The sequence below is a fragment of the Neobacillus sp. OS1-2 genome (assembly GCF_030915505.1).
GTDB lineage: Bacteria > Bacillota > Bacilli > Bacillales > Cytobacillaceae > Neobacillus.
On record NZ_CP133265.1, the window covers coordinates 3,448,331 to 3,472,502 of the forward strand.

General features: G+C 38.5%; 24 protein-coding genes. 19 read left to right on the forward strand and 5 right to left on the reverse strand.

Going from position 1 to position 24,172, the window contains the following annotated elements; translation table 11 throughout:
- The first annotated feature begins 84 nt into the window (after nucleotides 1–84).
- From RCG19_RS17190 to RCG19_RS17220, 7 genes are all read left to right on the forward strand, one after another.
- On the forward strand, nucleotides 85–1,776 hold the full coding sequence (locus RCG19_RS17190) for a glycerol-3-phosphate dehydrogenase/oxidase (RefSeq protein WP_308108123.1): 1,692 nt from the start codon (nucleotides 85–87) through the stop codon (nucleotides 1,774–1,776).
- A gap of 319 nt (nucleotides 1,777–2,095) precedes the next feature.
- Complete coding sequence (locus RCG19_RS17195; RefSeq protein ID WP_308108124.1) at nucleotides 2,096–2,362, forward strand: phosphocarrier protein HPr; 267 nt, start codon at nucleotides 2,096–2,098, stop codon at nucleotides 2,360–2,362.
- Nucleotides 2,362–4,080 (forward strand): phosphoenolpyruvate--protein phosphotransferase, encoded by a 1,719-nt coding sequence (gene ptsP / locus RCG19_RS17200; protein WP_308108125.1) that lies wholly within the window; start codon nucleotides 2,362–2,364, stop codon nucleotides 4,078–4,080. Before RCG19_RS17195 ends, ptsP begins: the two co-directional genes overlap by 1 nt.
- A 127-nt stretch (nucleotides 4,081–4,207) precedes the next feature.
- Entirely contained in the window at nucleotides 4,208–4,993 is a 786-nt protein-coding gene (locus tag RCG19_RS17205; protein WP_166237716.1) for an SDR family oxidoreductase, read from the forward strand.
- A gap of 88 nt (nucleotides 4,994–5,081) precedes the next feature.
- Nucleotides 5,082–5,555: a hypothetical protein gene (locus tag RCG19_RS17210; RefSeq protein ID WP_166237718.1), complete on the forward strand. Its 474-nt coding sequence runs from the start codon at nucleotides 5,082–5,084 to the stop codon at nucleotides 5,553–5,555.
- A 165-nt stretch (nucleotides 5,556–5,720) separates the two neighbouring features.
- Nucleotides 5,721–6,605, forward strand: a complete 885-nt coding sequence (locus tag RCG19_RS17215) for an NAD(P)-dependent oxidoreductase (RefSeq protein ID WP_308108126.1) — start codon at nucleotides 5,721–5,723, stop codon at nucleotides 6,603–6,605.
- Nucleotides 6,606–6,685: 80 nt separating this feature from the next.
- The gene (locus RCG19_RS17220) at nucleotides 6,686–6,865 is read left to right on the forward strand and encodes a hypothetical protein (protein WP_308108127.1); all 180 of its coding nucleotides are present in this window, start codon (nucleotides 6,686–6,688) and stop codon (nucleotides 6,863–6,865) included.
- A 55-nt stretch (nucleotides 6,866–6,920) separates the two neighbouring features.
- On the opposite strand, the gene RCG19_RS17225 is transcribed toward RCG19_RS17220, so the two are convergent.
- The 3 genes from RCG19_RS17225 to RCG19_RS17235 form a co-directional block, all read right to left on the reverse strand.
- Entirely contained in the window at nucleotides 6,921–8,075 is a 1,155-nt protein-coding gene (locus tag RCG19_RS17225; RefSeq protein ID WP_308108128.1) for an aminotransferase A, read from the reverse strand.
- A gap of 181 nt (nucleotides 8,076–8,256) precedes the next feature.
- Nucleotides 8,257–8,457 carry a hypothetical protein gene (locus tag RCG19_RS17230; RefSeq protein WP_166237726.1) on the reverse strand — a complete coding sequence of 67 codons (201 nt, stop codon included), beginning with the start codon at nucleotides 8,455–8,457 and terminating at the stop codon, nucleotides 8,257–8,259.
- Between the two features lie 216 nt (nucleotides 8,458–8,673).
- Nucleotides 8,674–9,156, reverse strand: coding sequence for a YkyB family protein (locus tag RCG19_RS17235; protein ID WP_166237728.1), 483 nt, complete (start codon nucleotides 9,154–9,156; stop codon nucleotides 8,674–8,676).
- Nucleotides 9,157–9,410: 254 nt separating this feature from the next.
- Here RCG19_RS17235 and RCG19_RS17240 point away from each other — a divergent pair, with 254 nt between their 5' ends.
- Nucleotides 9,411–11,531 carry a sensor domain-containing protein gene (locus RCG19_RS17240; protein ID WP_308108129.1) on the forward strand — a complete coding sequence of 707 codons (2,121 nt, stop codon included), beginning with the start codon at nucleotides 9,411–9,413 and terminating at the stop codon, nucleotides 11,529–11,531.
- 19 nt (nucleotides 11,532–11,550) lie between these two features.
- Here RCG19_RS17240 and RCG19_RS17245 read toward each other — a convergent pair whose 3' ends face one another.
- The gene (locus tag RCG19_RS17245; protein WP_308108131.1) at nucleotides 11,551–12,420 is read right to left on the reverse strand and encodes a metallophosphoesterase; all 870 of its coding nucleotides are present in this window, start codon (nucleotides 12,418–12,420) and stop codon (nucleotides 11,551–11,553) included.
- 275 nt (nucleotides 12,421–12,695) lie between these two features.
- Between RCG19_RS17245 and RCG19_RS17250 the strand changes: the two genes are divergently transcribed.
- The 11 genes from RCG19_RS17250 to RCG19_RS17300 all read left to right on the forward strand — a co-directional run bounded on the left by RCG19_RS17250 (nucleotide 12,696) and on the right by RCG19_RS17300 (nucleotide 22,458).
- Nucleotides 12,696–13,907: an EAL domain-containing protein gene (locus tag RCG19_RS17250; RefSeq protein WP_308108133.1), complete on the forward strand. Its 1,212-nt coding sequence runs from the start codon at nucleotides 12,696–12,698 to the stop codon at nucleotides 13,905–13,907.
- A 223-nt stretch (nucleotides 13,908–14,130) separates the two neighbouring features.
- Nucleotides 14,131–14,367, forward strand: a complete 237-nt coding sequence (locus RCG19_RS17255; protein ID WP_166237734.1) for a YkuJ family protein — start codon at nucleotides 14,131–14,133, stop codon at nucleotides 14,365–14,367.
- A gap of 105 nt (nucleotides 14,368–14,472) precedes the next feature.
- On the forward strand, nucleotides 14,473–14,919 hold the full coding sequence (cbpB, locus tag RCG19_RS17260) for a cyclic-di-AMP-binding protein CbpB (RefSeq protein WP_166237736.1): 447 nt from the start codon (nucleotides 14,473–14,475) through the stop codon (nucleotides 14,917–14,919).
- A gap of 49 nt (nucleotides 14,920–14,968) precedes the next feature.
- On the forward strand, nucleotides 14,969–16,471 hold the full coding sequence (locus RCG19_RS17265; protein ID WP_308108134.1) for an MDR family MFS transporter: 1,503 nt from the start codon (nucleotides 14,969–14,971) through the stop codon (nucleotides 16,469–16,471).
- A gap of 32 nt (nucleotides 16,472–16,503) precedes the next feature.
- A complete protein-coding gene (locus tag RCG19_RS17270; RefSeq protein WP_308108135.1) occupies nucleotides 16,504–17,394 on the forward strand; it encodes a transcriptional regulator CcpC in 891 nt (296 codons plus the stop codon).
- 73 nt (nucleotides 17,395–17,467) lie between these two features.
- Nucleotides 17,468–18,178: a 2,3,4,5-tetrahydropyridine-2,6-dicarboxylate N-acetyltransferase gene (gene dapD / locus RCG19_RS17275; protein WP_308108136.1), complete on the forward strand. Its 711-nt coding sequence runs from the start codon at nucleotides 17,468–17,470 to the stop codon at nucleotides 18,176–18,178.
- Nucleotides 18,179–18,302: 124 nt separating this feature from the next.
- The gene (locus RCG19_RS17280) at nucleotides 18,303–19,433 is read left to right on the forward strand and encodes an N-acetyldiaminopimelate deacetylase (RefSeq protein WP_308108137.1); all 1,131 of its coding nucleotides are present in this window, start codon (nucleotides 18,303–18,305) and stop codon (nucleotides 19,431–19,433) included.
- 150 nt (nucleotides 19,434–19,583) lie between these two features.
- The gene (locus tag RCG19_RS17285) at nucleotides 19,584–20,132 is read left to right on the forward strand and encodes a peroxiredoxin (protein ID WP_166237746.1); all 549 of its coding nucleotides are present in this window, start codon (nucleotides 19,584–19,586) and stop codon (nucleotides 20,130–20,132) included.
- Nucleotides 20,133–20,199: 67 nt separating this feature from the next.
- A complete protein-coding gene (locus tag RCG19_RS17290) occupies nucleotides 20,200–20,655 on the forward strand; it encodes a TlpA disulfide reductase family protein (protein ID WP_166237748.1) in 456 nt (151 codons plus the stop codon).
- 139 nt (nucleotides 20,656–20,794) lie between these two features.
- Complete coding sequence (locus RCG19_RS17295; RefSeq protein WP_308108138.1) at nucleotides 20,795–21,712, forward strand: DUF4349 domain-containing protein; 918 nt, start codon at nucleotides 20,795–20,797, stop codon at nucleotides 21,710–21,712.
- An 86-nt stretch (nucleotides 21,713–21,798) separates the two neighbouring features.
- Nucleotides 21,799–22,458 carry a potassium channel family protein gene (locus tag RCG19_RS17300; RefSeq protein WP_166237752.1) on the forward strand — a complete coding sequence of 220 codons (660 nt, stop codon included), beginning with the start codon at nucleotides 21,799–21,801 and terminating at the stop codon, nucleotides 22,456–22,458.
- Nucleotides 22,459–22,501: 43 nt separating this feature from the next.
- Here RCG19_RS17300 and rnjA read toward each other — a convergent pair whose 3' ends face one another.
- Nucleotides 22,502–24,169 carry a ribonuclease J1 gene (rnjA, locus tag RCG19_RS17305; RefSeq protein ID WP_166237754.1) on the reverse strand — a complete coding sequence of 556 codons (1,668 nt, stop codon included), beginning with the start codon at nucleotides 24,167–24,169 and terminating at the stop codon, nucleotides 22,502–22,504.
- Nucleotides 24,170–24,172 lie beyond the last annotated feature (3 nt).

The following is a 24,172-nucleotide window of genomic DNA, read 5'->3' on the forward strand; positions in this document are numbered from 1 at the left end:
TGTCTTTGTGGTCTTTTCTTATTTCCCCTACCTATATTTCGGCATATTAAATACTATCAGCTTGAAAAACTGGGAGGAATCACGATGAAATTTTCTAATTTAAATCGGAATGAAATTGTCAATAAGTTAAAAAGTGAACAATATGATGTACTGATAATTGGTGGAGGCATTACAGGTGCTGGCATTGCTCTTGATGCCACAGTAAGGGGAATGCATACAGCTCTTGTTGAAATGCAGGATTTTGCAGCTGGTACTTCAAGCAGATCCACAAAGTTAGTCCATGGCGGACTTAGGTACCTAAAACAATTTGAGGTGAAAATGGTTGCTGAAGTTGGGAAAGAGCGTGCCATCGTCTATGAAAACGGCCCACATGTGACAACACCGGAATGGATGCTACTACCGTTGCATAAAGGAGGGTCCTTCGGCAAATTCAGCACTTCGATTGGGTTACGGGTTTATGACTTCTTAGCAGGAGTAAAAAAAACAGAGAGAAGGACAATGTTATCAATCGACGAAACATTAGCCAAGGAGCCACTTATTAAGAAGAACGGTTTAAAGGGTGGAGGCTATTATGTTGAATACCGAACAGATGACGCCCGTCTGACGATTGAAGTAATGAAAGCGGCAGTTAGTAAAGGTGCTGTTGCCTGCAATTATACAAAAGTAATGAAGTTGATCTACGAAAATGGGAAAGTTGTAGGGGTCTTAGTAGAGGATCAGTTGACCGGGGAAAAATACCAAGTATATGCAAAGAAAATTGTCAATGCCGCTGGGCCGTGGGTTGATTCGATTCGTGAGATGGATCAATCAAAGAAAGGGAAGACATTGCAACTTTCAAAAGGGGTTCATCTTGTCATTGATCAATCTCGATTCCCGTTAAAGCAAGCTGTTTATTTTGATACGCCTGATGGAAGGATGGTCTTTGCGATCCCGCGGGCTGGTAAGGCATATGTAGGGACAACCGACACATTTTATGATAAAGATGCGATTAATCCCAATATGACAATGGCTGACCGCAGTTATATTCTTAATGCCATTAATTACATGTTCCCTGATGTGAAAATAAGCGAAAAGGATATTGAATCCAGTTGGGCTGGAGTAAGACCACTTATTTATGAAGAAGGAAAAAATGCTTCTGAAATATCCCGAAAAGATGAAATATGGGAATCACAGTCCGGTTTGATAACGATTGCGGGTGGTAAATTAACAGGGTACAGAAAAATGGCTGAAACGATTGTTGATGTATTAGCTGATAAATTTAAGCAAGAGGAAGGAAAGCAATACCCAGCATGTGCAACAGTAACGATGCCGATTTCAGGCGGAGATGTCGGTGGATCGAAAAACTTCCATACATTTGTAAAATCTAAAATTGCTCTGGGAATGGAAGCTAATTTAGCCAACGAAGAAGCAGAAGAATTAACAAAAATGTACGGATCTAACGTAGAAGTGGTTTTCAACCTGCTGAAATTAAACCAATCTGATGCGGAAAAATATAATTTGCCGCTCTCCTTGTTAGCAAAGCTTGTATATGCCATTGAAGAGGAGATGGTTGCAACACCAATTGATTTCTTAAATCGCCGAACAGGGGCCATTTTGTTTAATATTGATCTAGTGAATAAATGGAAGAAACAAGTTGTTGATTACATGACTGATAAGCTGAATTGGACGGAAAAGGATAAGAATAAATATTCGTTATTATTAGAGGATGCCATAAAGGCAACCGTAATTCCTGTAGATGAACAAAAAGAATTTCCTCGTGCTGTGGGCGAAATTTAACCAAGAAAGCTGTCGACGACAGCTTTCTTTTTCTATAGTATTTTTTGGATGATAGTAGATGTTTTTGACAGTTTTGTGAACAATCGCGTTCTGGATGTTTTTTAGTTGTTTGAATAAGATGAAAATGCTATTCTAGCTTTTGTATGATTGAAAACATGATGTAAAGTCAATACATGTTTATGTTCGTTTTTGGGGAAAATAAGTTGAATAAAATTGATTTTTTTCTCTAGTCAAGTAGTGATTTAGTTGACTAAACGGCGGGAAATGTTTATTTTTAATAAAGCAAGTTTTATTTTATTTTAAAGGAGTTTGATTAAGCATGGCAGAAAAACAATTTAAGGTAATCGCAGAAACAGGTATTCATGCAAGACCGGCAACTTTATTAGTTCAAACAGCGAGCAGATTTGATTCTGAAGTTAATTTAGAATATAAAGGTAAAACCGTTAATTTAAAATCCATTATGGGCGTTATGTCACTTGGTGTTGGCCAAGGTGCTGATATTAAGATTTCGGCTCAGGGCAGCGATGCTAACGATGCGTTAAATGCATTAGAAGAAACAATGAAAAAAGAAGGTTTGGCAGAATAATGACTTTTTTACAGGGAATAGCTGCATCAAACGGAATTGCGATCGCTAAAGGCTACCGTCTTGTTGAACCTGATCTATCGTTTGAAAAGACCACCATTGAGGATTCCGCTGCTGAAGTGGAGCGGTTTCAAAGGGCAATGGAGAAATCAAAATCTGAACTTGAAGCTATTCGTGACAAGGCTAAAGTAGACCTTGGTCCAGATAAAGCAGCTATTTTTGAAGCACATCTCCTAGTTCTAAGTGACCCTGAACTAAATGCCCCGATTGAGGATAAAATTCAATCTGAAAAAGTAAATGCCGAATCTGCACTTAAAGATACGGCTGATATGTTCGTTACGATGTTTGAACAGATGGATAATGAATACATGAAAGAACGTGCAGCCGATATCCGTGATGTCACGAAGCGTGTTCTCGCTCATTTACTAGGTGTTCAATTACCAAATCCAAGCATGATTGCAGAGGAAGTAATCATCGTGGCTGAAGATTTAACTCCATCTGACACAGCGCAATTGAATCGTACCTTTGTTAAAGGATTTACGACAAATATTGGCGGTCGTACATCCCATTCAGCGATTATGGCCCGATCAATGGAGATTCCAGCAGTAGTGGGAACAAAAATGGCAACAAAGGAGATTAAAACTGGTGATCTTGTCATTGTAGATGGACTAAAAGGGGAAGTACATATAAACCCAACACCAGAACTTGTTGCAGAGTATCGTAAAGTCCATGAAGATTATGAAGTTCAAAAAGCAGAGTGGGCTAAACTTGTGAATGAACCTACAATAACAAATGACGGCCATCGTTTTGAGTTAGCTGCCAATATCGGTACGCCTAAAGATTTAAAAGGGGTAATTGAGAATGGCGGTGAGGGTGTAGGTTTATATCGAACTGAGTTTCTTTACATGGGAAGAGAACAGCTCCCAACAGAAGATGAACAGTTTGAGTCCTATAAAGCTGTCCTAGAAGGAATGGCTGGAAAGCCTGTCGTTGTTCGTACTTTGGATATTGGCGGCGATAAGGAACTCCCATATTTGGATTTGCCAAAGGAAATGAATCCATTCCTAGGCTTCCGGGCCATTCGTCTATGTTTAGAAGAGCAAGGGATTTTCCGGACACAGCTTCGTGCCCTTTTACGTGCAAGCAGCTTTGGAAATTTAAAAATTATGTTTCCGATGATTGCTACATTGGACGAGTTTCGTGATGCAAAAGCGATTCTTGAAGAAGAGAAACAAAAGCTCCTTTCCGAGGGTCAAGCTGTTGCCGACAAAATTGAACTGGGAATCATGGTGGAAATTCCATCTACAGCAGTTTTGGCTGACCAATTTGCTAAGGAAGTAGATTTCTTTAGTATTGGTACCAATGATTTAATTCAATATACTATGGCGGCTGACCGGATGAACCAGCGAGTATCTTATTTGTATCAGCCATATAATCCTTCCATTTTAAGACTAGTAAAAATGGTAATTGATGCTGCACATAAAGAAGGTAAGTGGGCCGGTATGTGTGGGGAAATGGCAGGGGATGAAACTGCTATTCCAGTTCTAATCGGCCTTGGCTTGCACGAATTCTCGATGAGTGCTACTTCCATTTTGAAAGCACGTTCAATAATCAAGAATTTGAAAAAGACCGAAATGGAAAAGCTAGCACAAGAAGTGTTAAATATGCAAACTACTTCACAGGTAATTGAAGCAGTTAAAATAGCTACATCTAAAAACTAATGAAACGAAAAGACCGGCATAATGTGTCGGTCTTTTTGCTATTAATTTTATAGTCACATGTTCCCAAGTATTTCCTTACAATATCTTGTATAATAGAATTAACACTGGAAAAGGTAGGAGTGAAATTATGGAATTGAACTTAAGAGGTAAAACTGCTCTTGTAGTGGCTTCAAGCCAGGGGTTAGGATTTGCTATTGCAGAACGGCTAGTGAAAGAAGGAGCTAATGTGATGATTTCCGGCCGAGAGGAGGAGAAATTGAAACAAAAAGCAAGAGAGCTGGAAACGGTTGGTTCTGGAAAAGTAGCCTATCAAAAAGCCGACATTACTAATCCTGCTGATATTAAAAAGCTGGTAGCTGGTACAGCTGAAATATTTGGTGGCATCCAATTACTAGTCAATAACGCAGGAGGGCCTCCAGCTGCTTCTTTTGAAGAATTGACGGACGAAGACTGGCAAGCCTCCTTTGAATTAAATTTGTTATCTTACGTTCGTCTGACAAGGGAGTCCTTGCCCTACCTAAAACAACAGGGTGGAAAGATTTTAAATATCGCTTCTTCTTCAGTAAAAGAGCCTATTCCGGGATTGATCCTTTCCAACACATATCGAACTGGGATAATAGGACTCTCAAAAACACTTGCATCGGAGCTGGCACCCTATAATATTCTAATTAACACGATTGCTCCTGGAAGGATTGCAACCGACCGTGTTAAGCATTTAGACCAAGTAAATGCAGATAAGCTTAACGTCGAGAGGGAGGCGGTTGAACAACAAATGAAAGCGGGCATTCCATTGAAGCGATATGGAACACCTGAGGAATTTGCCAACGTGGCGGTGTTTTTACTTTCTGATGCTAATTCCTATATGACTGGCAGCTCATTCCTTGTTGACGGCGGTATGATAAAAGCTATTTAATTAAAATTCCTTTCTCCATATTTAACCTTTCTTAACGTTTATTACCAATATATTTTGGCTATGGTAAAAATATAAGGGAGTGTTACGAATGCGCAAGAATTTTCGAACGGTCATTGTCTTCGTCATGGTTGTAATGGGATCATCCTTTTTAAGTGGGTGTGGAATTCTTTTTTCAAATGAATTAATTGTTAACCGCTATGCCGATGCCCTGCTCACGAAAAATAATGAACTTCAGTTTCGTTTTCGGATTAATAATGAAATATTGGAAGGTCACCAATTATATAAGGTGAAAATTACCATTCATGATGACAAATTGGCTGCAGCAATCGGAAAAAGGGAAATAATTTACGGTGAAGACCAAGTCCTTAATGGAGATTATTTGGAAGTCAAAGGGAAAAGTGAGAAATATATTTTTATGGATCCACTTCCTTTACAAAAAGATTTACATATTCAAGAGTTAAAGAATATGATTGTGAGGGATCAGGCTGTTTCTATTGAAGTATTTAACGATGAAGAAGTTTTTGGACGCACATACTTAACAAATTTTTCTTCAGAGTTATAAAAATGGTTTATTTTTAAACTGTAAAGGACAACATTAGTATGTGCATAAATTTGGAGATGGAGCACGAAAGACCGGACGAGCTGGGGCGTACGGTCTTTTTTATTCCCTTAAAGGGAAAGGAAGTGCTAAAATAAAAGAAAAATTAGAATGAAGGGAAGGATTATATTGCTTACTCCAGAAAATACCGTAATTGGTTTTATAGGTACAGGTGTAATGGGCAGAAGCATGGCACTAAACTTTTTAAATGCCGGTTATTCATTAGTTGTCTATTCACGAACAAAAGGGAAAGCAAATGACCTATTGGATCGTGGAGCAGTGTGGGCTGCTACGCCAAAAGAGGTTGCGGAAAAAGCAACAGTTATTTTTACTATGGTCGGCTACCCATCAGATGTTGAGGAAGTGTATTTAGGTGAAGATGGTTTGCTTCGACACAGTAAACCGGGCAGTTATCTTATTGATATGACAACCTCTTCACCATCGCTGGCTGCAAAAATCTACAATGAGGCGGAAAAAAAGGAGATCTACGCAATTGATGCCCCGGTTTCAGGCGGTGATGTAGGAGCAAGGGAAGCAAAGCTCTCCATTATGGTTGGTGGCGAGGAGGAGGCCTTTGAAGCGATTCGTCCGCTACTTGAATTACTTGGGACAAATATTGTACATCAGGGGGAACCTGGCGCCGGACAGCATACCAAAATGTGCAATCAAATAGCCATCGCTTCGAATATGATCGGTGTCTGTGAGGCCATTATTTATGCCGAAAAAGCAGGATTAGATCCAGAAAATGTCTTAAAGAGTATCACGACAGGAGCTGCTGGCAGCTGGTCATTAACAAATCTTGCTCCGAGAATGCTAAATGGAAATTTTGAGCCTGGATTTTACATAAAACATTTTATTAAGGATATGAAAATCGCTTTAGACGAGGCAGAGCGTATGGAAATGGATGTACCTGGATTGTCGCTCGCGAAATCTTTATATGATCAATTAGCTGAAAAGGGTGAAGCGAATAGCGGTACCCAAGCTCTTTATAAATATTGGGCAAAACTAGCTTAGGGATCGGGACAATCTGGTAAGAATAAATTCCTCCTGACTTCAAGAAACTATGATAGAAATCTTGATAGGAGGAATTTTTTATGGCAAAACGAACGAAAAAAAATGATGCAAAGCAAAAGAACAAAAAGGGTTTTGATTCTGCAGTATTAAACGAAGAATTTGCCCACGAAATGGGATCAGCTGCTGCCAATCAAATTCATAAAGACAAAGCAAAAAAAGAAAAGGCCGCTAAAAATAACGGTGAATATAAGGGACAATAAGCCAATTTGTTCAACAAAAAACCCTCACATCTAATGTTGAGGGTTTTTTGTTGAACTATGAGAAGGTACTGAAATAATGCTCCATTCGATTTAGGCCTTTCTCTAATGTGTCCATTGAACAAGCGAAAGAAAGCCGGAAATATCCTTCGCCATACTCGGAAAATGCGCTACCAGGGACAACAGCTACCTTTGTCTTTTGAACAAGATCAAGCGCAAAATTAAAGCTATTAAACGGAATATGAGCAGGTATTTTAATGAAGAAGTAAAAAGCACCATCCGGGTTAACGACATCCAGCCCCATGGAGGTTAATCGATTCAATACATATGCTCTTCTTGTTAAATATACCTCCTTCATGACAAGTGCGTCGTCAATTCCCGTAGTCAAGGCTTCATAAGCAGCTTTCTGAGCAATAGAATTCGCACAAGACACATTATATTGGTGCACCTTTAAAATATGCTTGGTGATGTTTTCAGGCGCAAATAAAAGGCCAATTCTCCAGCCGGTCATCGAGTGGGATTTGGAGAGCCCGTTGATCACGATTGTCTGTTCCTTTAAAAAGCTTGCAATCGAAGTATGTTTTTGATCAAAAGTGAGTTCACTGTAAATTTCATCTGCTAGGATAAAAATATCCTTATCGGTTAAAAAGTTGGCTATTTCCTTTAATTCCTTTGCTGATAAGCTGACACCTGTTGGATTAGATGGGTATGGCAAGACAACACAGCGGGTTTTTTCTGTAATATACGGTTTGATCATCTCAAGTGTAAAGCGAAAGTGATTTTCACGGATATCGACGTGAACTGGGACAGCACCCATCATGCGAATAATCGGTTCGTATCCGGGGTAAATCGGACCGGGTAAGATTACTTCTACCCCTTCTGACAGAATGGTACGAAAGGCAATATCAATTGCTTCACTTGCGCCCATCGTCACAATTACTTCTGATTCTGGGGCATAGTCTAAATCGTATTTCTTGGCGACAAACTCACACGCTGCTTTTCTTAATTCGAGTGTACCTGCATTGTGTGTATAAGACGTAAAGTCCTTTTCAATCGCAGCAATGCCGGCATCTTTTACATGCTCTGGGGTAGGGAAATCAGGCTGCCCTATGGTAAATGAAATGAGGTCATCGATATGGGCGACCATATTAGAAAATTTACGAATACCCGAGATTTCAATGGTTGTAACTCGCTGATTAATTAAATGCTCCACTTTTGTCCATCCCTTTTCATAAGAATCTCTGTCTACTTTGAATATGTTGATTATAGACTAAAAATCGTGAGAGATTCTACTATTTAAGGTAGACCCATTAGAAAAAATAAAAAACGGTCTCGCATTTTTAGGCGATACCGTTTTTGGGGGAGGGGAGTATATATCAAATTTAAGAGTAATATTAATAGCCGTAATCCCAATCAACATCATTTTCATGCCAGAAAACAGGTGATACAGAACCGAATTCCACCGTCTTTTCATCAAGCGTGCAGCTGCAATGTTCACAACCGCATTGCTCTTTGATTTCCTCGAATAAAGAATGTTCAACATCCTCAATAAACGTAATAGTCTGCTCCTGAAAAAGAATGGCTGTTCCTTTCATTTACATACACCTCATTAAAATAATATTTCTTCATCATGAAAAAGTATTGCTTATGACGTAAGTTTACTTCTGATTGAACGAGACGTCCATTATTTTGTGATGCCGTTCACAAAATTCTCAAGAAGATATTGCAAAAAGGGGAATTTCCATAAAAATCATTGAATGTTGGAAAACGAAAAAAGTCAGGAGCTCTTTTCCCTGACTTTCTGAATTTTTTTAAGAGTATCGCTCGCCTAACTTTTTGAAAATTGGTTTTTGGTAGGCTCGTTTTTTATTTTGAGGATTCGATGGTGGGTTCCTAAACTCAGATAGCCCAGTATAGGATTGTAACATTGCTTTTGCCGTATTAAGTGAGAGTGTTGCCCTTGGGTTTCTGACACTTCCATCTAGTTTTCCGAGATGTGGGAGATCTTGGAAATCTGATTTAGTAGGAGGGATATGAAAGGTATAGCGGCCACATTCAACAAGTACATCGGATTGCTGTTGACTATTTCGCGGATGTTCAGAAAAATGAAGGCCAATTTTACTTGCCTTGCCCTCAGTAATTAACTTTTTTAGTGCCTCCTGTTTTAATTTGTACAAATATTTGGGATTTGTTGCAGTCTTTGCATGGCGATTCACGATAAAGACAGCTTGTGCGAGGTTATCAATGGATAAAATTAGATCTGTTGGTAGGGGATATTTCTGATCGTGATTCAACGTGTGTTCTCCTTTCATTCTTTCAAACAACTACAATTATACCTTTTTTTCTTTTACCTTTCAATTCAGTAAAAATGCAGTTTAAGATAGGTTGTTTACTCATCATTTAATGGATAAAGAAAAAACTTTAGTAAAATAATCATTATTTTCTATAAATTACTTCCTTTCAGTTAATTTCATTGTAAAATAGAAATGGTAGAATGTAAAAACATTATTTTAAAAAATTTAAACTTTCTTGATTGAAGGATGATTTCATGGATCCATTACATAATTTTTTAACCAACGAATTAGATTCCGGCAAAACCAGTGAAATAATACAGAAAATTATTTTTGATATCATTTTTCAACATGTACAGGATATGGTTTTTGTGATGAAAGTTGAAAAAGGCCCACGCTTTCGTTATTTATTTGTTAATGAGTCAGGAATGAAAAAGGCAAACTTAACGGTCAATTCAATCGGAAAAACGTTTCAGGAAGCACTTCCTGATGAATTCGCCCATCCTTTGCAGCAAAAGTACGAGAGGCTATTAAAAAGAAAAGAGATTGTCATATTTGATGACCAATTCGTTTTTGAAAATGGAAAGATACTTTATGGAGAAACCATTTTAACACCAATCTATAATGAGGAAAACTCAATTTGTTATGTAGTTGCTGTAACAAGAGACGTCACGGAATGGTCGATTAAGAGAAATAAAATTGTCGAAAGTGAACAAAGGTATCGTTCCATCATTGATAATAACCTTGATGCTATTTTTACGATAAGCCCTCAGGGAAAGATACTTGAGGCAAATCCCGCTGCAGCTGAATTGACTGGAAATACTCAAAAACAAATGCATCTCAGGTCTATTTATAATTTCATGAATGATCAAGATTTAGAAAAATTTAAGACATTGTTAGAAAAAACCTGTTCAGGTTATGCACTCGAATCATTGGATTGTAAAATTATGCACGCAAAAGGGCATCTGCTCATGGTGCATATTAAAACCGTCCCGATTGCCATCCATGGAAACATTAAAGGCCTATATGTCATATTCAAAGATATATCCCAGCAAACAAAGGATACAGAAATGATAAGGTTTATGGCTTTTCATGATCATTTGACGGGTTTGTTAAATAGAAGAGTGTTACTCGAACATTTAAATCAACATATTTATTCACCTTCTAAATATTCTCAAGAATTTGCGTTGATTTCAATTGATTTAGATCGATTTAAATATTTAAATGACACGCTTGGTCATCTTGCGGGGGATGAAATTTTAAAAAGGGTTGCCGAGCGTATAGCCCAATTTCAAAATGAAAAATGCCTTGCATATCGTGTTGGAGGGGATGAGTTTAATATTTTGCTCCTTTCAGCTGACCGGAAAACAACAAGCACTTTTGTAAAAAAGGTATTTTCTGTCTTCTCGAATTCGTTTTATTTTAATTCACAAGAATATTTTATTTCACCAAGTATTGGGATCAGCATGTATCCTTATGATGGGACAGATGCCGAACTGTTGATCAAGAATGCAGATGAGGCGCTTTTTCGTGTGAAGGAACGGGGAAAGGCCCATTTTCAATTTTATCGATCAGATATGAATGCTGTTTTTTCCAATGTCGTTACGTTAGAGACACACCTAAGAAAAGCCATAGACAAAGATGAACTTTCGTTGTTTTTCCAACCGCAAATTGACGTGATCACTGGTGAGGCGAAAAGTTTTGAAGCGTTACTTCGCTGGAATGACAAAGAATTTGGTGCCATATCACCGGAAGTGTTTATTCCGCTCGCAGAAGATACAGGTTTAATTATTCCGATTGGAAATTGGGTAATCGAACAAGCATGCAGGCAAATTCGGTCCTGGAATGAAAAGGGAATTTCTACTATACGGGTTGCCATAAACATTTCACCCAAACAATTTCAACATTCAAATCTTGTTCCGTTTATTCAATGTATGATAGAAAAATATCAAATATCGGCTTCCTCGTTAGAAATTGAAATCACCGAGGGTGCCATGAGTGATACAAAGGAAACCATTCCAATATTAAAAAAGGTAAAAGACCTAGGCATTTCGATATCAGTGGATGATTTTGGGACGGGTTACTCATCGTTAAGTTATTTAAAGCAATTTCCAATAGATGTATTGAAAATAGACCAATCCTTTATCAGGGATATTCTAATAGATCAAAAGGACGCTGCGATAACCACAACGATTATTCATCTAGGTAATAGCCTAGATCTGGAAGTTATTGCTGAAGGTGTAGAAAATAAAGATCAAGTAGAATTTCTCGCCAATGCTGGCTGTCATAAGATTCAGGGCTTCTTTTACTCAAAGCCGCTGCCAGTTGAAAAATTAGAGGAGCAATATCTGAGTAAACAAAAAAATCCTTGTCATTAATTTGAAAGGATTTTATTGTTTATTCAGATTTAAATGTAAATATAGATAGTTCGGGTTTAGCCATAAATCGGAAAGGGAGCCTAGTTGTTCCTATTCCTCTATTTACATAAAGGGTTAAGGGAGTTAGGTCACCTAAAGTATAAAGGCCTTCGGGAAACTTTTGGGCAAATGGAGGCGTGACAAGTGCTCCGATAAATGGAAGTTTAACCTGTCCGCCGTGGCTGTGACCGCTGATTTGCCAATGGATTGGATAGTGCGAGGCGGTTTCAGCAAGATCAGGGGCATGGGATAATAATAAGGTGAATTGATTCTTTGGTACCCTTTTTAATGCCAATGGCAAATCTGGATTTCCTAACATGGCATCATCAATTCCTACCAGGTAAATGCTGCTGCCATCCTTCAATTGAATGGGAATGGATTCATTTAATAGGACGGTGAAATTAGTAATCTCCATAATATTGCGATAAATTTCAGATCCATAGCCGCCATGGTCATGGTTACCAAAAATGCAGTATTTCCCAAGAGGAGCATGTAATTTTTCTAATATAGGGACTAATTTATTCATTTCAGCATATTTATTTGGCTCGTCCATCAAATCACCAGTAAATATGATAATGTCAGGCTGAAGGTCATTGATTTTAGCGGCTAATTTTTGAAATTGGCCTAGATTGTACTGAAAACCGAGGTGGGTATCACTAAATTGAACCATTTTAATTCCGTCGAAGCTTTTTGGGATGTGGTGATGTTTGATATCCAGTTCAGAAATATCAAGAAGGCTGGGTTCAATTCGATGGGCATAGAGATATCCCCCTGAACTTAGCCCCAGAACGGCAAGAAATGAACCAAATGAACGTTTTAGAAATGTTCTCCGCGTTTGTTTTTCAGCCATTTTTTCTACCAACCTATCTTTATTTCACCCTCCCTAAAACAGAAGGCCCATATGTATTTTCTTGATAAACAGGTGATATTGCAAGTGAAAAGGGTGTTATAAGTATTTATTCAAACTTTTTGGGAATAGTCCAAAATTGTATACTCAATGCTATAATGGTATCCTTTTTAATAATATCAGAAATTAAGACCAGGGGGCTTGCGCTTTTCTCTAAAGAACGGATAACAAGAACGAAGCGTATGGTATAGTGAGAAAAATTTTTTGGAGGAACTTGGATGGATGCATTAGAAATCCTATCGGATCTTGAAAACTGTTTTCCGTATTTTCAGCCGATTTTTAGTGCCGATGAGCAATGTATTATCGCCTATGAAGTACTAGGTCGTTATCAATCTGGGGATGGAGTCATTAGCTTAGGTCCCTTTTTTCTGGATGATCAAATTCCAGATGAATATAAATTTGAAGTCGATTTATTGTTGGTGAAAAAGGCACTTGATAAAGCGCTTCAACTTGATGAGGATGTCCTTATTTTTTTGAATCGAAATGCCGATTTATTAATGTATGGGCATGGGGAACCATTTTTACAAGAACTTTTAGCATTTGAAAAAAAGGGACTGAGTTTAAAGCGAATTGTTCTTGAAATTTCTGACCGGAACTATCATGGTGATATCGATCAATTTGATCATCTCCTGCAATATTATCGGACATACGGTTTAAAAATAGCGATTGCAAGTATTAGCGGTGAAAGGCATTATTTTGAACGAATTGGCCAGCTTGGGCCGGATATTATCAAAATCAACCTTCAAGCCTTGAAATCAACATCAACAGGGATAAACTTTAATGATGTTTTGTATTCATTGTCTCTTTTGGCAAGAAAAATCGGGGCGACCCTCTTATTTGAAAATATTGAAATGAGTTATCAACTGCAGTTTGCCTGGAAAAATGGTGGACATTATTATCAAGGGTTTTATTTACATCCACCTGGAGCCGATTTTATTAAGCATGATATATTAAAGTATCGCTTAAAAGAAAAATTTCATGACTTCATTTCATATGAAAAACGAAAATTAGAAGCTGTCTTTACAACAACTGAATATTTCCATGCAATGGTACAAGAAATAGTGATCAAAAACAGAAAGTCGGGCTACGATATCCTTTTTCAAGCATTAATAAAGGAATTTGACGAAATTGCTTTTCGTATGTATGTCTGTGATGAAGACGGATTTCAAAAGTCAGCCAATATTTTTAAAGGAAAAACAGGCTGGAGTGTACAGTCTGAATACTTGGATAAAAATTGGAGCTGGCGACCTTATTTTTTGGAAAATATCATAAAGTTGCGCCTTGAACAAAAGGGAAGATTATCTGATCCGTATTGTGATATTGAAACGGGTGAGACGATTCGGACTTTTTCATTTCCAGTGAATGAAACTGATTATTTATTTATCGATATATCTTACCAATATTTATTTGAACACGACCAATTACTGTAAGAATGCGATACCAGGGGCCTACTTTTTCATCCTTTTTAAAAAAAATTACACATTTTTTTAATTTTACTTGGACAAATGATGTCTATTATTTTATGCTTTTACTATTGGCATTAAAAAGATCCACCTGTAATATTTTGATAAAAATCCATCAGGATAGAATCATGCCAAATGAGAAACATAATTACAGACAGTTTGTTTTGTGTTTGAAAGGAGGAAAAGCCTTATGTCACAGCTCCAAGGTATATTAACAAGGTTAAAAAACCTTCAGGAACAATCCACAAGTGGTGAGCCGGCACAACGCTATTTTGAGGTAAATGGTGAAAGAAAGTGTCAGGTAACATTTCATCCAAAAACGGAAACATTTGAATTAGAAGTATATAATGAAAAAGAAAAGCCGAAGAGATATCAATTTGACAATATTGATATGATTACCATCGAAATTTTTGATTTAATTCAGTAGGGACCTTTAGGGGTTCCTTTTTTTATGTATCTAAAATTAACCAGGCCTCAGAAAACTATGATAAAATAAGTCTGTAGAAAAACAAACATTGAGGAGTTTTCGGTGATGATTAGTCTTCCCAGTGGAGAATTTTTAGAGTTAACAATAAAAGAATTAATGATACCATCAGAGCGGGTTGCCCATGTGCAAATCGGAAATAATCTTGAGCATGCCCTGCTAGTATTGACGAAAAGTGGATATACAGCTATTCCAGTATTAGATCCACATTACAAACTACACGGGTTAATTAGCACCCCAATCATTATGGATTCAATTCTGGGGCTTGAACGAATTGAATTTGAACAACTTGAAAATAAACGGGTAGAAGAGGTAATGAAAAGGGTGATTCCACGGGTATCTGTATCAGAGTCAATCATTGTCTGCTTAGATGAACTTGTACATCATCCGTTTCTTTGTGTTGAAAATGAAGATGGTTTTTTTGAAGGTATTTTACCAAGGAGTACCGTTTTAAATCAATTAAATAAAATTGTAAAAAGGTTTAAAAAGCAATAAGATTCAAGCTCCCAATAGGGGGCTATATTTTTCGGTTTGAGGTGTTCAGATGGATACGGATGGGAAGTCTCCTGTAAATTGCTCTCAAAAAAAACTAACGAAAAAATCACTTGTGCTTGTCTCGGTGATGCTTTCCATGTTTATGGGTGCGATTGAAGCAACAATTGTTTCAACTGCGATGCCGGCAATTGTTGCCGATTTAGGTGGGTTCAAACTTTATAGCTGGGTTTTCTCTGCGTACTTATTAATGAATGCTGTTACCGTGCTGATCTATGGAAAACTGTCAGATTTATTTGGTAGAAAGCCCATTCTGACAGTCGGAATCATACTATTTTTAATCGGTTCTATTCTCTGCGGTTTTTCCACATCTATGAAAACACTAATCATCTTTCGCTGTATTCAAGGTTTTGGTGCAGGAGCAGTTACACCAATAGCCACTACTATCGTCGGAGACATTTACACAGCGGAAGAAAGGGCAAAAATTCAAGGATATCTTTCAAGTGTATGGGGGATTTCTGCGATCACAGGTCCGGCAATCGGGGGCTTACTTGTCCAATATGTAAGTTGGCATTATGTCTTTTGGATCAACATTCCTTTGGGAATTCTATCATTAGTGGGACTTTGGCTGTTTTTACATGAAAATATAGAAAAGAAAAAACATAAAATAGACTATTGGGGTGCCACTCTATTAACCATCACAATTTCAACGCTTATGTTTGTTCTTGTTGAGGGCGGGGGCAAATGGGGATCATGGCAAATGGTAAGTCTACTCATTTTGTCTGGAGCGGCTTTAATAGCGTTTATTTTTCAAGAAGGGCGAGCATCTGAACCAGTTATGCCTTTTGCGATTTGGAAGAAAAGATCGATATGTATCGCCAATATCACATCACTGACAACTGGTGTCATGTTAATTGGAATCTCTAGCTTTTTACCGACCTTCGTGCAGGGTGTGATGGAACAAACCCCAATTGTAGCCGGGTTTACGCTAACAACAATGTCAATCGGTTGGCCGATTGCATCGACACTGTCGGGGCGATTGCTGGTGACAATCGGTTACCGGAAAACTTCGATTATAGGCGGGGCTTTCTTAATTGTCGGGAGTATTGCTTTCGTAACGATGTCGGCTTCGTCCGGTCCGGTATGGGCGGCAGTTGGTTCCTTTTTCATTGGACTGGGTATGGGGCTGACATCCACTGCCTTTATAGTCTCGATTCAAAGCACTGTTAGCTGGGAGCAGCGGGGAATTGCCACAGCGGCGAATATGTTTATGCGAAATCTTGGCAACACGATTGGTGCCGCCTTGTTAGGAGGGATCCTTAATTTCCGAATGAATGAATATTTTCATAAACAAGATCTTTTGTTAACAGTGGATGATGCTAATAAGCTCCTAAAAGCAAGTGATCGGAATAGTCTGAGTGAATCCGTTAAAAGTATTTTACAGGATGGACTGACATTTTCTTTACACTCTGTTTATTATGTAGTTTTTACCTTTGCTATCGTTAGTTTGATATTAATATTTTTTATTCCTAAAAAAAACAATGGCTCTGTCTAAACAAGGGCAGGGTTTTTTAAGGAGAGATTTTCTTGTCCTCACTATCAGAATATCAATTATTATCTGTATTGGCTCAGGAAATGAATATGCGTAAGGCATCGGAACGATTATTCGTTTCGCAGCCGGCTCTTTCTCAGCGGTTACAGACAATCGAAAAAGAGTGGGGAACAAAATTATTTATCCGCTCACAAAAAGGCTTGGCACTAACCCCTGCAGGTGAACATGTAATTGACTTTGTTGATGATGTTCTAAGTAAACAAGAAAAGGTACGCGAAACCATCCATTCTCTCCAATCAGGAGTTTCCGGAACACTGAAAATTGCTGTGGCTTCGATTGTAGGTCAAAATTGGCTCCCTCAGGTTTTAAAGAAGTTTATTGATAGGTATCCACAAGCAAAGATTTCCCTCATAACGGGCTGGAGCAGTGAAATATTGAAATGCTTATACGACGATCAAGTCCATATTGGAATAATCCGTGGGGGGTCGCCGGACTGGAAAGGGATAAAAGTCCATCTTTTTAACGACCCACTTTATTTAGTTGATCGAGAAATTACGAAACCTGAACAGGTGTTAGCGACCGATCGTCCGTTTATTCAATTTAAAAGTGACTCTAATTATTATCAGGAAATTCAAGATTGGTGGATGCGCAACTTTAAAACCTCCCCAAAGAGGACGGTGGTCGTGGATCAAATTGAGACATGCAAGCAGATGGCCTTTAATGGTATTGGCTATGCAATTTTGCCGTCAATTACACTATCGAAGGCGGAAAGGGACATTTTCAAAATTCCGCTAGTAGATGAGAATAACGAACCGTTAAAACGTGATACATGGCTTTTAGGGTATGAGTCAGCCTTTCAATTAAAACAAGTATCAGCCTTTGTTGAGTTGATTAAGGAACACATCGCTGAATCTTCTGAAGATTAGTGTTGTTTTTCTTGTTTTCATTACTTTTGTTTGTTAAAGTATTTTTTAGTACATATCTATAGGGGGTAACATTATGAAAGTAATGGATGCAAATGAAATTATTTCTTTTATTCAAAATAGTAAAAAGTCTACACCTGTTAAAGTTTACTTGAAGGGTGAATTAGAAGGAATTAATTTTGGAAGCGGGGCAAAAGCCTTTATTAGTGGGAATACTGGTGTGGTCTTTGGCGAATGGTCTGAAATCAATGCAGCACTAGAAGCAAACAAGACAAAAATTGAAGATTTTGTGGTCGAAAATGACCGCCGGAATTCAGCCATTCCATTGTTAGATACCAAACACATAAATGCGAGGATTGAGCCGGGTGTCACCATTCGTGACCAGGTAGAAATTGGTGATAATGCGGTAATTATGATGGGTGCAGTGATAAATATTGGAGCTGTAATTGGCGAAAAAACGATGATAGATATGGGGGTTGTCCTTGGCGGAAGAGCTACGGTCGGGAAAAATTGTCACATCGGTGCCGGAACGGTTTTAGCAGGGGTCATTGAGCCGCCATCTGCAAAACCAGTTATCATTGAAGATGATGTCCTCATTGGTGCAAATGCCGTAGTCCTTGAGGGTGTCACAGTGGGAACAGGATCAGTTGTTGCAGCAGGAGCAGTTGTTACTCAAGATGTCGCTCCGTTTACTGTGGTTGCCGGTATGCCAGCAAGAAAAATCAAGGATATTGACGAAAAAACGAAATCAAAGACGGAGATTATGCAAGAACTTCGACAACTATAGAAAAGCGAAAGCGCCCCTAGGCGCTGTAGCTAGACAATTCTTGAAGTAAGAATTGATTTTACTTTTATAAAATTTACAGGCGTGGATCCCATCCACGCTTCTTTTTAAAAGGAGAGATACATAAATGAACCCATTAATTACTATTCGTCGTGACCTGCATCAAATACCGGAACTGGGTTTTCAAGAGTTTAAAACGCAGGCATATTTATTAGCCTACATACAGTCATTACCACAAGAACGTATCATAATTAAAAAATGGAGAACTGGCTTGTTTGTAAAAATTCAGGGTCTAAAACCGGTCAAAACAATAGGTTATAGAACCGATATTGATGGTCTGCCAATTGAGGAAGAAACAGGATTACCATTTTCATCGTCACATCAAGCAAGAATGCATGCCTGTGGACATGATTTTCATATGACCATCGCCCTAGGCGTACTGACTCACTTTGTTGCTAATCCAATTAATGATGACCTTTTATTTATCTTCCAACCCGCTGAGGAGGGACCTGGCGGGGCAGAACCCATGTTGAAATCAGAGGAAATGCGGGAGTGGATGCCGGATACCATTTTAGCCCTTCATATTGCACCAGAGTATCCTGTGGGGACAATTGCGCTTAAAGAAGGTTTATTATTTGCCAATACATCTGAATTATTTATCGATTTAAAGGGTAAGGGAGGTCATGCCGCTAGACCCCACGAAACGAATGATATGGTTATTGCAGCCTGTTCACTCGTTCCGCAGCTGCAAACTATTATCTCCAGAAATATCGATCCGTTAGATAGTGCTGTTATTACGATTGGGAAAATCACAGGCGGTACAGTTCAAAATATTATCGCTGAAAAGGCAAGGCTTGAAGGAACGATTCGCACTTTATCACCGGAATCGATGAAAAAGGTAAAACATCGTATTGAGGCGCTCGTAAAAGGAATTGAAATAGGCTTTGAATGTGAAGCAGTTATCGACTATGGATCAATGTACCATCAGGTATATAACTCGGAAACCGTCACTAGAGAGTTTATCCATTGTATTGAACAGGATCCGGAAATAAATGTGATCGAATGTACCGCGGCGATGACGGGCGAGGATTTCGGCTATATGCTTAAGGAAATCCCTGGTCTCATGTTTTGGCTCGGTGTCGATTCAACTTTTGGACTACATCATGCAAAATTAAACCCAAATGAGGCGGCAATTGATGTAGCTATAAAAGTTATGACACGCTATATATCCTATAAAGGGAATCTGGCAATTGAATGAAATTAACAGGCCATTTTATTTGGTTCTGGCAGGAAATCATGTTACTATGAAAAAGGAATAATGTTACATATTGTCGTTTATTCTCGTTGGAAATAGGCAAAACTGTCTAAGGGGATTAGTGATCATTAAATAATATTTGGAGGGATTCTAATGCCAGAACGTATGGTAGGCAAACAAGCTCCACGCTTTGAAATGGATGCGGTCATGCCGAACAAAGAATTTAAAAAAGTAAGCCTGGAAGAAAACATGAAAAATGATAAATGGACTGTATTGTTCTTCTACCCAATGGACTTTACATTTGTATGTCCAACTGAAATTACAGCGATGTCTGATCGTTACGAAGAGTTTGATGATCTTGATGCAGTTGTTATCGGTGCTTCAACTGACACTATCCATACACACCTTGCATGGATTAAAACAGACCGTAAAGAAAATGGTCTTGGCGAGTTAAACTATCCTTTAGCTGCAGATACAAATCATGTTGTTGCACGTGATTATGGTGTATTAATTGAAGAGGAAGGTATTGCTCTTCGTGGTTTGTTCATCATTGATCCAGAAGGCGAATTAAAATATTCTGTTGTAAACCACAACAATATTGGCCGTGATGTGGATGAAACATTACGCGTGCTTCAAGCATTACAAACTGGCGGTCTCTGCCCTGCAAACTGGAAGCCTGGACAAGCCACTTTAAACGCTTAAGTTAACTAAACATGATAGACCTAACCTTCCATAAGTGTTAGGTCTATTTTAAAATAGGGGGTAAAACATGAAATTACGCGAACCAATGCCAGAATTAATCGGTGCAACTGAATGGTTAAACGGTCAAGTCACAAAAGATGAATTAATTGGCGACAAGCCAACATTGCTTCATTTTTGGTCAATAAGTTGCCATCTATGTAAAGAAGCAATGCCACAAGTGAATCAATTCCGTGATGATTTTAAAGAAAAATTAAATGTGGTCGCGGTTCATATGCCACGCTCTGAAAATGATTTAGATCTTGAAGAAATCAAGAAAGTTGCTGCAGAACACGGTATTACACAGCCGATTTTTGTGGATAGCGACCATAAACTAACAGATGCTTTTGAAAATCAATATGTTCCAGCCTACTATGTTTTTGATCGTGAAGGAAAGCTCCGCCACTTCCAAGCAGGCGGGAGCGGCATGAAAATGCTCGAAAAGCGTGTCAATCGCGTATTAGATGAATTGGAAAAAACTGAATAAGGGTATAAAAATAGCTGTTCGTTATCAGGTAACGAGCAGCTATTTTTATGTTCCTTTCTGTAACCTTGTTTTCTATTTATCGTCCGTATTAGTAATGAGTGATTCTTTTTTTTGATAATAAAAAGAGGGGGTTAGGGGATTGAAAAAGGGAGTAAAGATACTTCCGGTTTTTATTTTTGCCATTATCGTTGGAATTGCCGGCTGCAGTTCTAGCAGCAAGAGTGAGGATCGTGCAAAGATGAGTATGGAAAATAAATCAGTAATGGATTCCTCCCAGTCTGACGGTGGTGAGCAACCTGCGCTTGTAAAAGGGGATAATGCGAAGGCAAATCAAACTCCACCCACTGCTAATTTAGAAGTACCAAACCAGATGGTGATCTATCAGGCTGACCTCCAGTTGCGCATAAGGAATTTTGAGCAGACTGTCAAGCGCTTAGAAGAAAAAGCAGAGAAATATGGTGGATATATCGCTGAGTCCAGTGCGTCTAAAGGAGATAAAGACCAGGTAAGCGGCAGTCTGAAAATAAGAATACCTCAAAAGTACTTTCAAGATTTTTTACATGATGCTGAAGGCCAAGCAGCTGAGGTGCTGCACAGGAACATAACGGGACAGGATGTTACAGAGGAATATGTCGACCTAGAATCAAGACTGAAATCAAAAAAAGCTGTTGAGGAGCGGCTGTTAGCCTTTATGAAGGCTGCAGTCAAAACGGAGGATCTACTGAAAATATCAGCGGATTTAGCGGCTGTTCAAGAGGAGATCGAGGTGATTGAAGGGAGAATGAAGTTTTTAGAGAACCAAACATCGCTTTCGACTATAACCATCACCATGTATGAAAATAAGGTCATTATTCCAAATATAGATAAAGACAAGTTAAATACTTGGGAGAAAACGAAACAGCAATTTATGAAAAGTATCAATTTATTATTGGCGTGCCTATCCGGATTCGTTGTATTTATTATTGGAAACATTCCCATATTAGCTATTTTCATCATTATTGGAGTTGTGTTCATTGCATTTTATAAAAAAAGGAAAAATAGAAATAGTCAGGAGTAAGTGTTGATAACTCTCTCTATAAAATTATGCTGAGGAATGCTACAATTAACTACAGATTGGATCATTGTTTTTGCGGGGGAGTTTATATGAAAAAGAGTTTTGCTGTAATAGGGCTTGGTCGGTTCGGAGGAAGTATTTGCAGGACTTTAACGGACGAGGGAATGGAAGTATTAGGCATCGATGAAAATGAAGAACGTGTCAATGAATTTGCCATGATTGCATCCCATGCAGTAGTTGGTGATTCAACCGATGAAAACGTCTTAAAAAGTTTAGGAATTCGCAATTTTGATCATGTAATTGTTGCGATTGGCGATGATATTCAGGCGAGTATTCTCACAACCCTTATTCTAAAGGAATTGGGGGTCGGCTGTGTGACTGCAAAGGCCCAAAATGATTATCATGAAAAGGTTCTTCGGAAAATAGGCGCCGACCACGTGGTCCATCCAGAACGGGACATGGGTAGGAGGATTGCCCATAATATGGCTTCAAGTAATGTTGTTGATTATCTTGAGCTCTCAGATGAACATAGTATCGTTGAAATTGTGGCAAACGGGAAGTTAAGTGGCCGCACCATAATGGATATGGATATTCGTAAGAAATATGGATTAAATATTGTCGCCATTAAACGGGGAGAAGAAATTATTGTATCCCCGCAAGCCAAAGAAACCCTTTATGAAAATGACGTGTTAATTGTAATTGGAAATGATACGGACATCGATAGATTTGAAAGAAAAGTTTTAGAATAAAAAAAGGAAATGCCCCCCTAGATATCGGGCATTTCCTTTTTTATTATACTTCCATGATGATAGGTAAAATCATTGGTCTTCGTTTTGTTTTTTCATAGAGGAAAGGCGCTAATGTATCCGTGATTTCATTTTTAATCTCAGACCATTGACTTGTCTTTCTTTCCATCACTTTATTTAGGTGTTTGGTAATCAAATTTTGAGCGTCGTTGATGAGATCGCCTGATTCACGCATATAAACAAATCCACGAGAAATGAGGTCAGGACCGGAAGCGATTTTAAAATCTTTCATGTTAATACTCACGACAACGACTACTAAACCTTCTTCTGAAAGAATTCTACGATCCCTTAATACGATATTTCCGATGTCACCTACACCGCTGCCATCAATATAAACTGAACCAGATGGAATCTTTCCGGCAACCTGTGCTGTTTGGTCGGAGAGAGCTAGTACTTCTCCATTGTCCATGATAAAGCAATTTTCTTCTTCCACACCGCAATCGACAGCAAGCTTTGCATGCATTTTCTGCATTCTATATTCACCGTGGATCGGCATAAAGAATTTCGGTTTAATTAACCTTAGCATTAACTTTTGTTCTTCTTGTCCCCCGTGTCCAGATGTGTGGATGTTACTTAATTTTCCATGAATGACTTCAGCACCTGCACGGTAAAGCAAGTTGATCGTTCTGCTAACACTGATCGTGTTTCCTGGGATGGGTGACGATGAAAATACGACAGTATCTCCGGGAATAATTTGAATTTGTCTGTGTGTCCCGTTGGCAATACGAGAAAGGGCTGCCATCGGCTCACCCTGGCTTCCAGTGCATAAAATTGTAACCTTATCAGCAGGAATCCGGTTAATTTGATTTGGTTCAATAAATGTTTCCTTTGGAGCCATAATATAACCTAAATCAAGGCCAATATTGATTGCGGCTTCCATACTCCGACCAAAAACGGCAACTTTTCTTCCATTTTCTACTGCAGCCTCTACCACTTGTTGCAGTCTGTGAATATTTGAAGCAAAGGTGGCAAATATGATCCGGCCATCCACTTTTCTAAAAATATCTTGGATGCTTTCACCAACCCGGCGTTCAGACATGGTAAAATCAGGTATTTCACTATTTGTACTATCTGAAAGTAAACAAAGTACGCCTTCTTTACCAATCTCCGCCATTTTGGTTAAATTGGCAGGTTCCCCTACAGGAGTAAAATCAAATTTAAAATCACCAGTATGGACAACTTGTCCTGGAGGTGTCTTTACGACGATTCCATAGGAATCAGGAATACTGTGCGTAGTTCGGAAAAAAGTAACGGATGTTTTGCGAAACTTAATGATATCGTCCTCTTTGATTTCAATCAATTTCGCATTTCTGAGCAGGCCGTGCTCTTCCAATTTATTTTTAATTAGCCCCAAGGCTAGTTTGCCACCGTAGATAGGGATATTTACTTCCCGCAATAAATAGGGGATTCCGCCAATATGGTCTTCGTGTCCGTGTGTGACGAATAGACCCTTTATTTTTTCCTCATTTTTTACTAAATAGGTGTAATCAGGTATAACATAATCAATACCTAATAATTCATCCTCAGGGAATTTAATTCCGGCATCAATTAAAATAATTTCATCTTGGAACTGTACTGCATACGTATTTTTGCCGATTTCGCCTAAACCACCGAGGGCAAAAACAGCCGTTTGATCATTTTTAACAAATTTCATAAA

Bases quoted from the DNA above. Each gene is read 5' to 3' on its own strand.
- RCG19_RS17190 (WP_308108123.1), top strand. From the start codon at position 85: ATGAAATTTTCTAATTTAAATCGGAATGAAATTGTCAATAAGTTAAAA.
- RCG19_RS17195 (WP_308108124.1), top strand. From the start codon at position 2,096: ATGGCAGAAAAACAATTTAAGGTAATCGCAGAAACAGGTATTCATGCA.
- ptsP (WP_308108125.1), top strand. From the start codon at position 2,362: ATGACTTTTTTACAGGGAATAGCTGCATCAAACGGAATTGCGATCGCT.
- RCG19_RS17205 (WP_166237716.1), top strand. From the start codon at position 4,208: ATGGAATTGAACTTAAGAGGTAAAACTGCTCTTGTAGTGGCTTCAAGC.
- RCG19_RS17210 (WP_166237718.1), top strand. From the start codon at position 5,082: ATGCGCAAGAATTTTCGAACGGTCATTGTCTTCGTCATGGTTGTAATG.
- RCG19_RS17220 (WP_308108127.1), top strand. From the start codon at position 6,686: ATGGCAAAACGAACGAAAAAAAATGATGCAAAGCAAAAGAACAAAAAG.
- RCG19_RS17230 (WP_166237726.1), bottom strand. From the start codon at position 8,457: ATGAAAGGAACAGCCATTCTTTTTCAGGAGCAGACTATTACGTTTATT.
- RCG19_RS17240 (WP_308108129.1), top strand. From the start codon at position 9,411: ATGGATCCATTACATAATTTTTTAACCAACGAATTAGATTCCGGCAAA.
- RCG19_RS17245 (WP_308108131.1), bottom strand. From the start codon at position 12,420: ATGGCTGAAAAACAAACGCGGAGAACATTTCTAAAACGTTCATTTGGT.
- RCG19_RS17250 (WP_308108133.1), top strand. From the start codon at position 12,696: ATGGATGCATTAGAAATCCTATCGGATCTTGAAAACTGTTTTCCGTAT.
- RCG19_RS17255 (WP_166237734.1), top strand. From the start codon at position 14,131: ATGTCACAGCTCCAAGGTATATTAACAAGGTTAAAAAACCTTCAGGAA.
- cbpB (WP_166237736.1), top strand. From the start codon at position 14,473: ATGATTAGTCTTCCCAGTGGAGAATTTTTAGAGTTAACAATAAAAGAA.
- RCG19_RS17265 (WP_308108134.1), top strand. From the start codon at position 14,969: ATGGATACGGATGGGAAGTCTCCTGTAAATTGCTCTCAAAAAAAACTA.
- dapD (WP_308108136.1), top strand. From the start codon at position 17,468: ATGAAAGTAATGGATGCAAATGAAATTATTTCTTTTATTCAAAATAGT.
- RCG19_RS17280 (WP_308108137.1), top strand. From the start codon at position 18,303: ATGAACCCATTAATTACTATTCGTCGTGACCTGCATCAAATACCGGAA.
- RCG19_RS17285 (WP_166237746.1), top strand. From the start codon at position 19,584: ATGCCAGAACGTATGGTAGGCAAACAAGCTCCACGCTTTGAAATGGAT.
- RCG19_RS17290 (WP_166237748.1), top strand. From the start codon at position 20,200: ATGAAATTACGCGAACCAATGCCAGAATTAATCGGTGCAACTGAATGG.
- RCG19_RS17300 (WP_166237752.1), top strand. From the start codon at position 21,799: ATGAAAAAGAGTTTTGCTGTAATAGGGCTTGGTCGGTTCGGAGGAAGT.
- rnjA (WP_166237754.1), bottom strand. From the start codon at position 24,169: ATGAAATTTGTTAAAAATGATCAAACGGCTGTTTTTGCCCTCGGTGGT.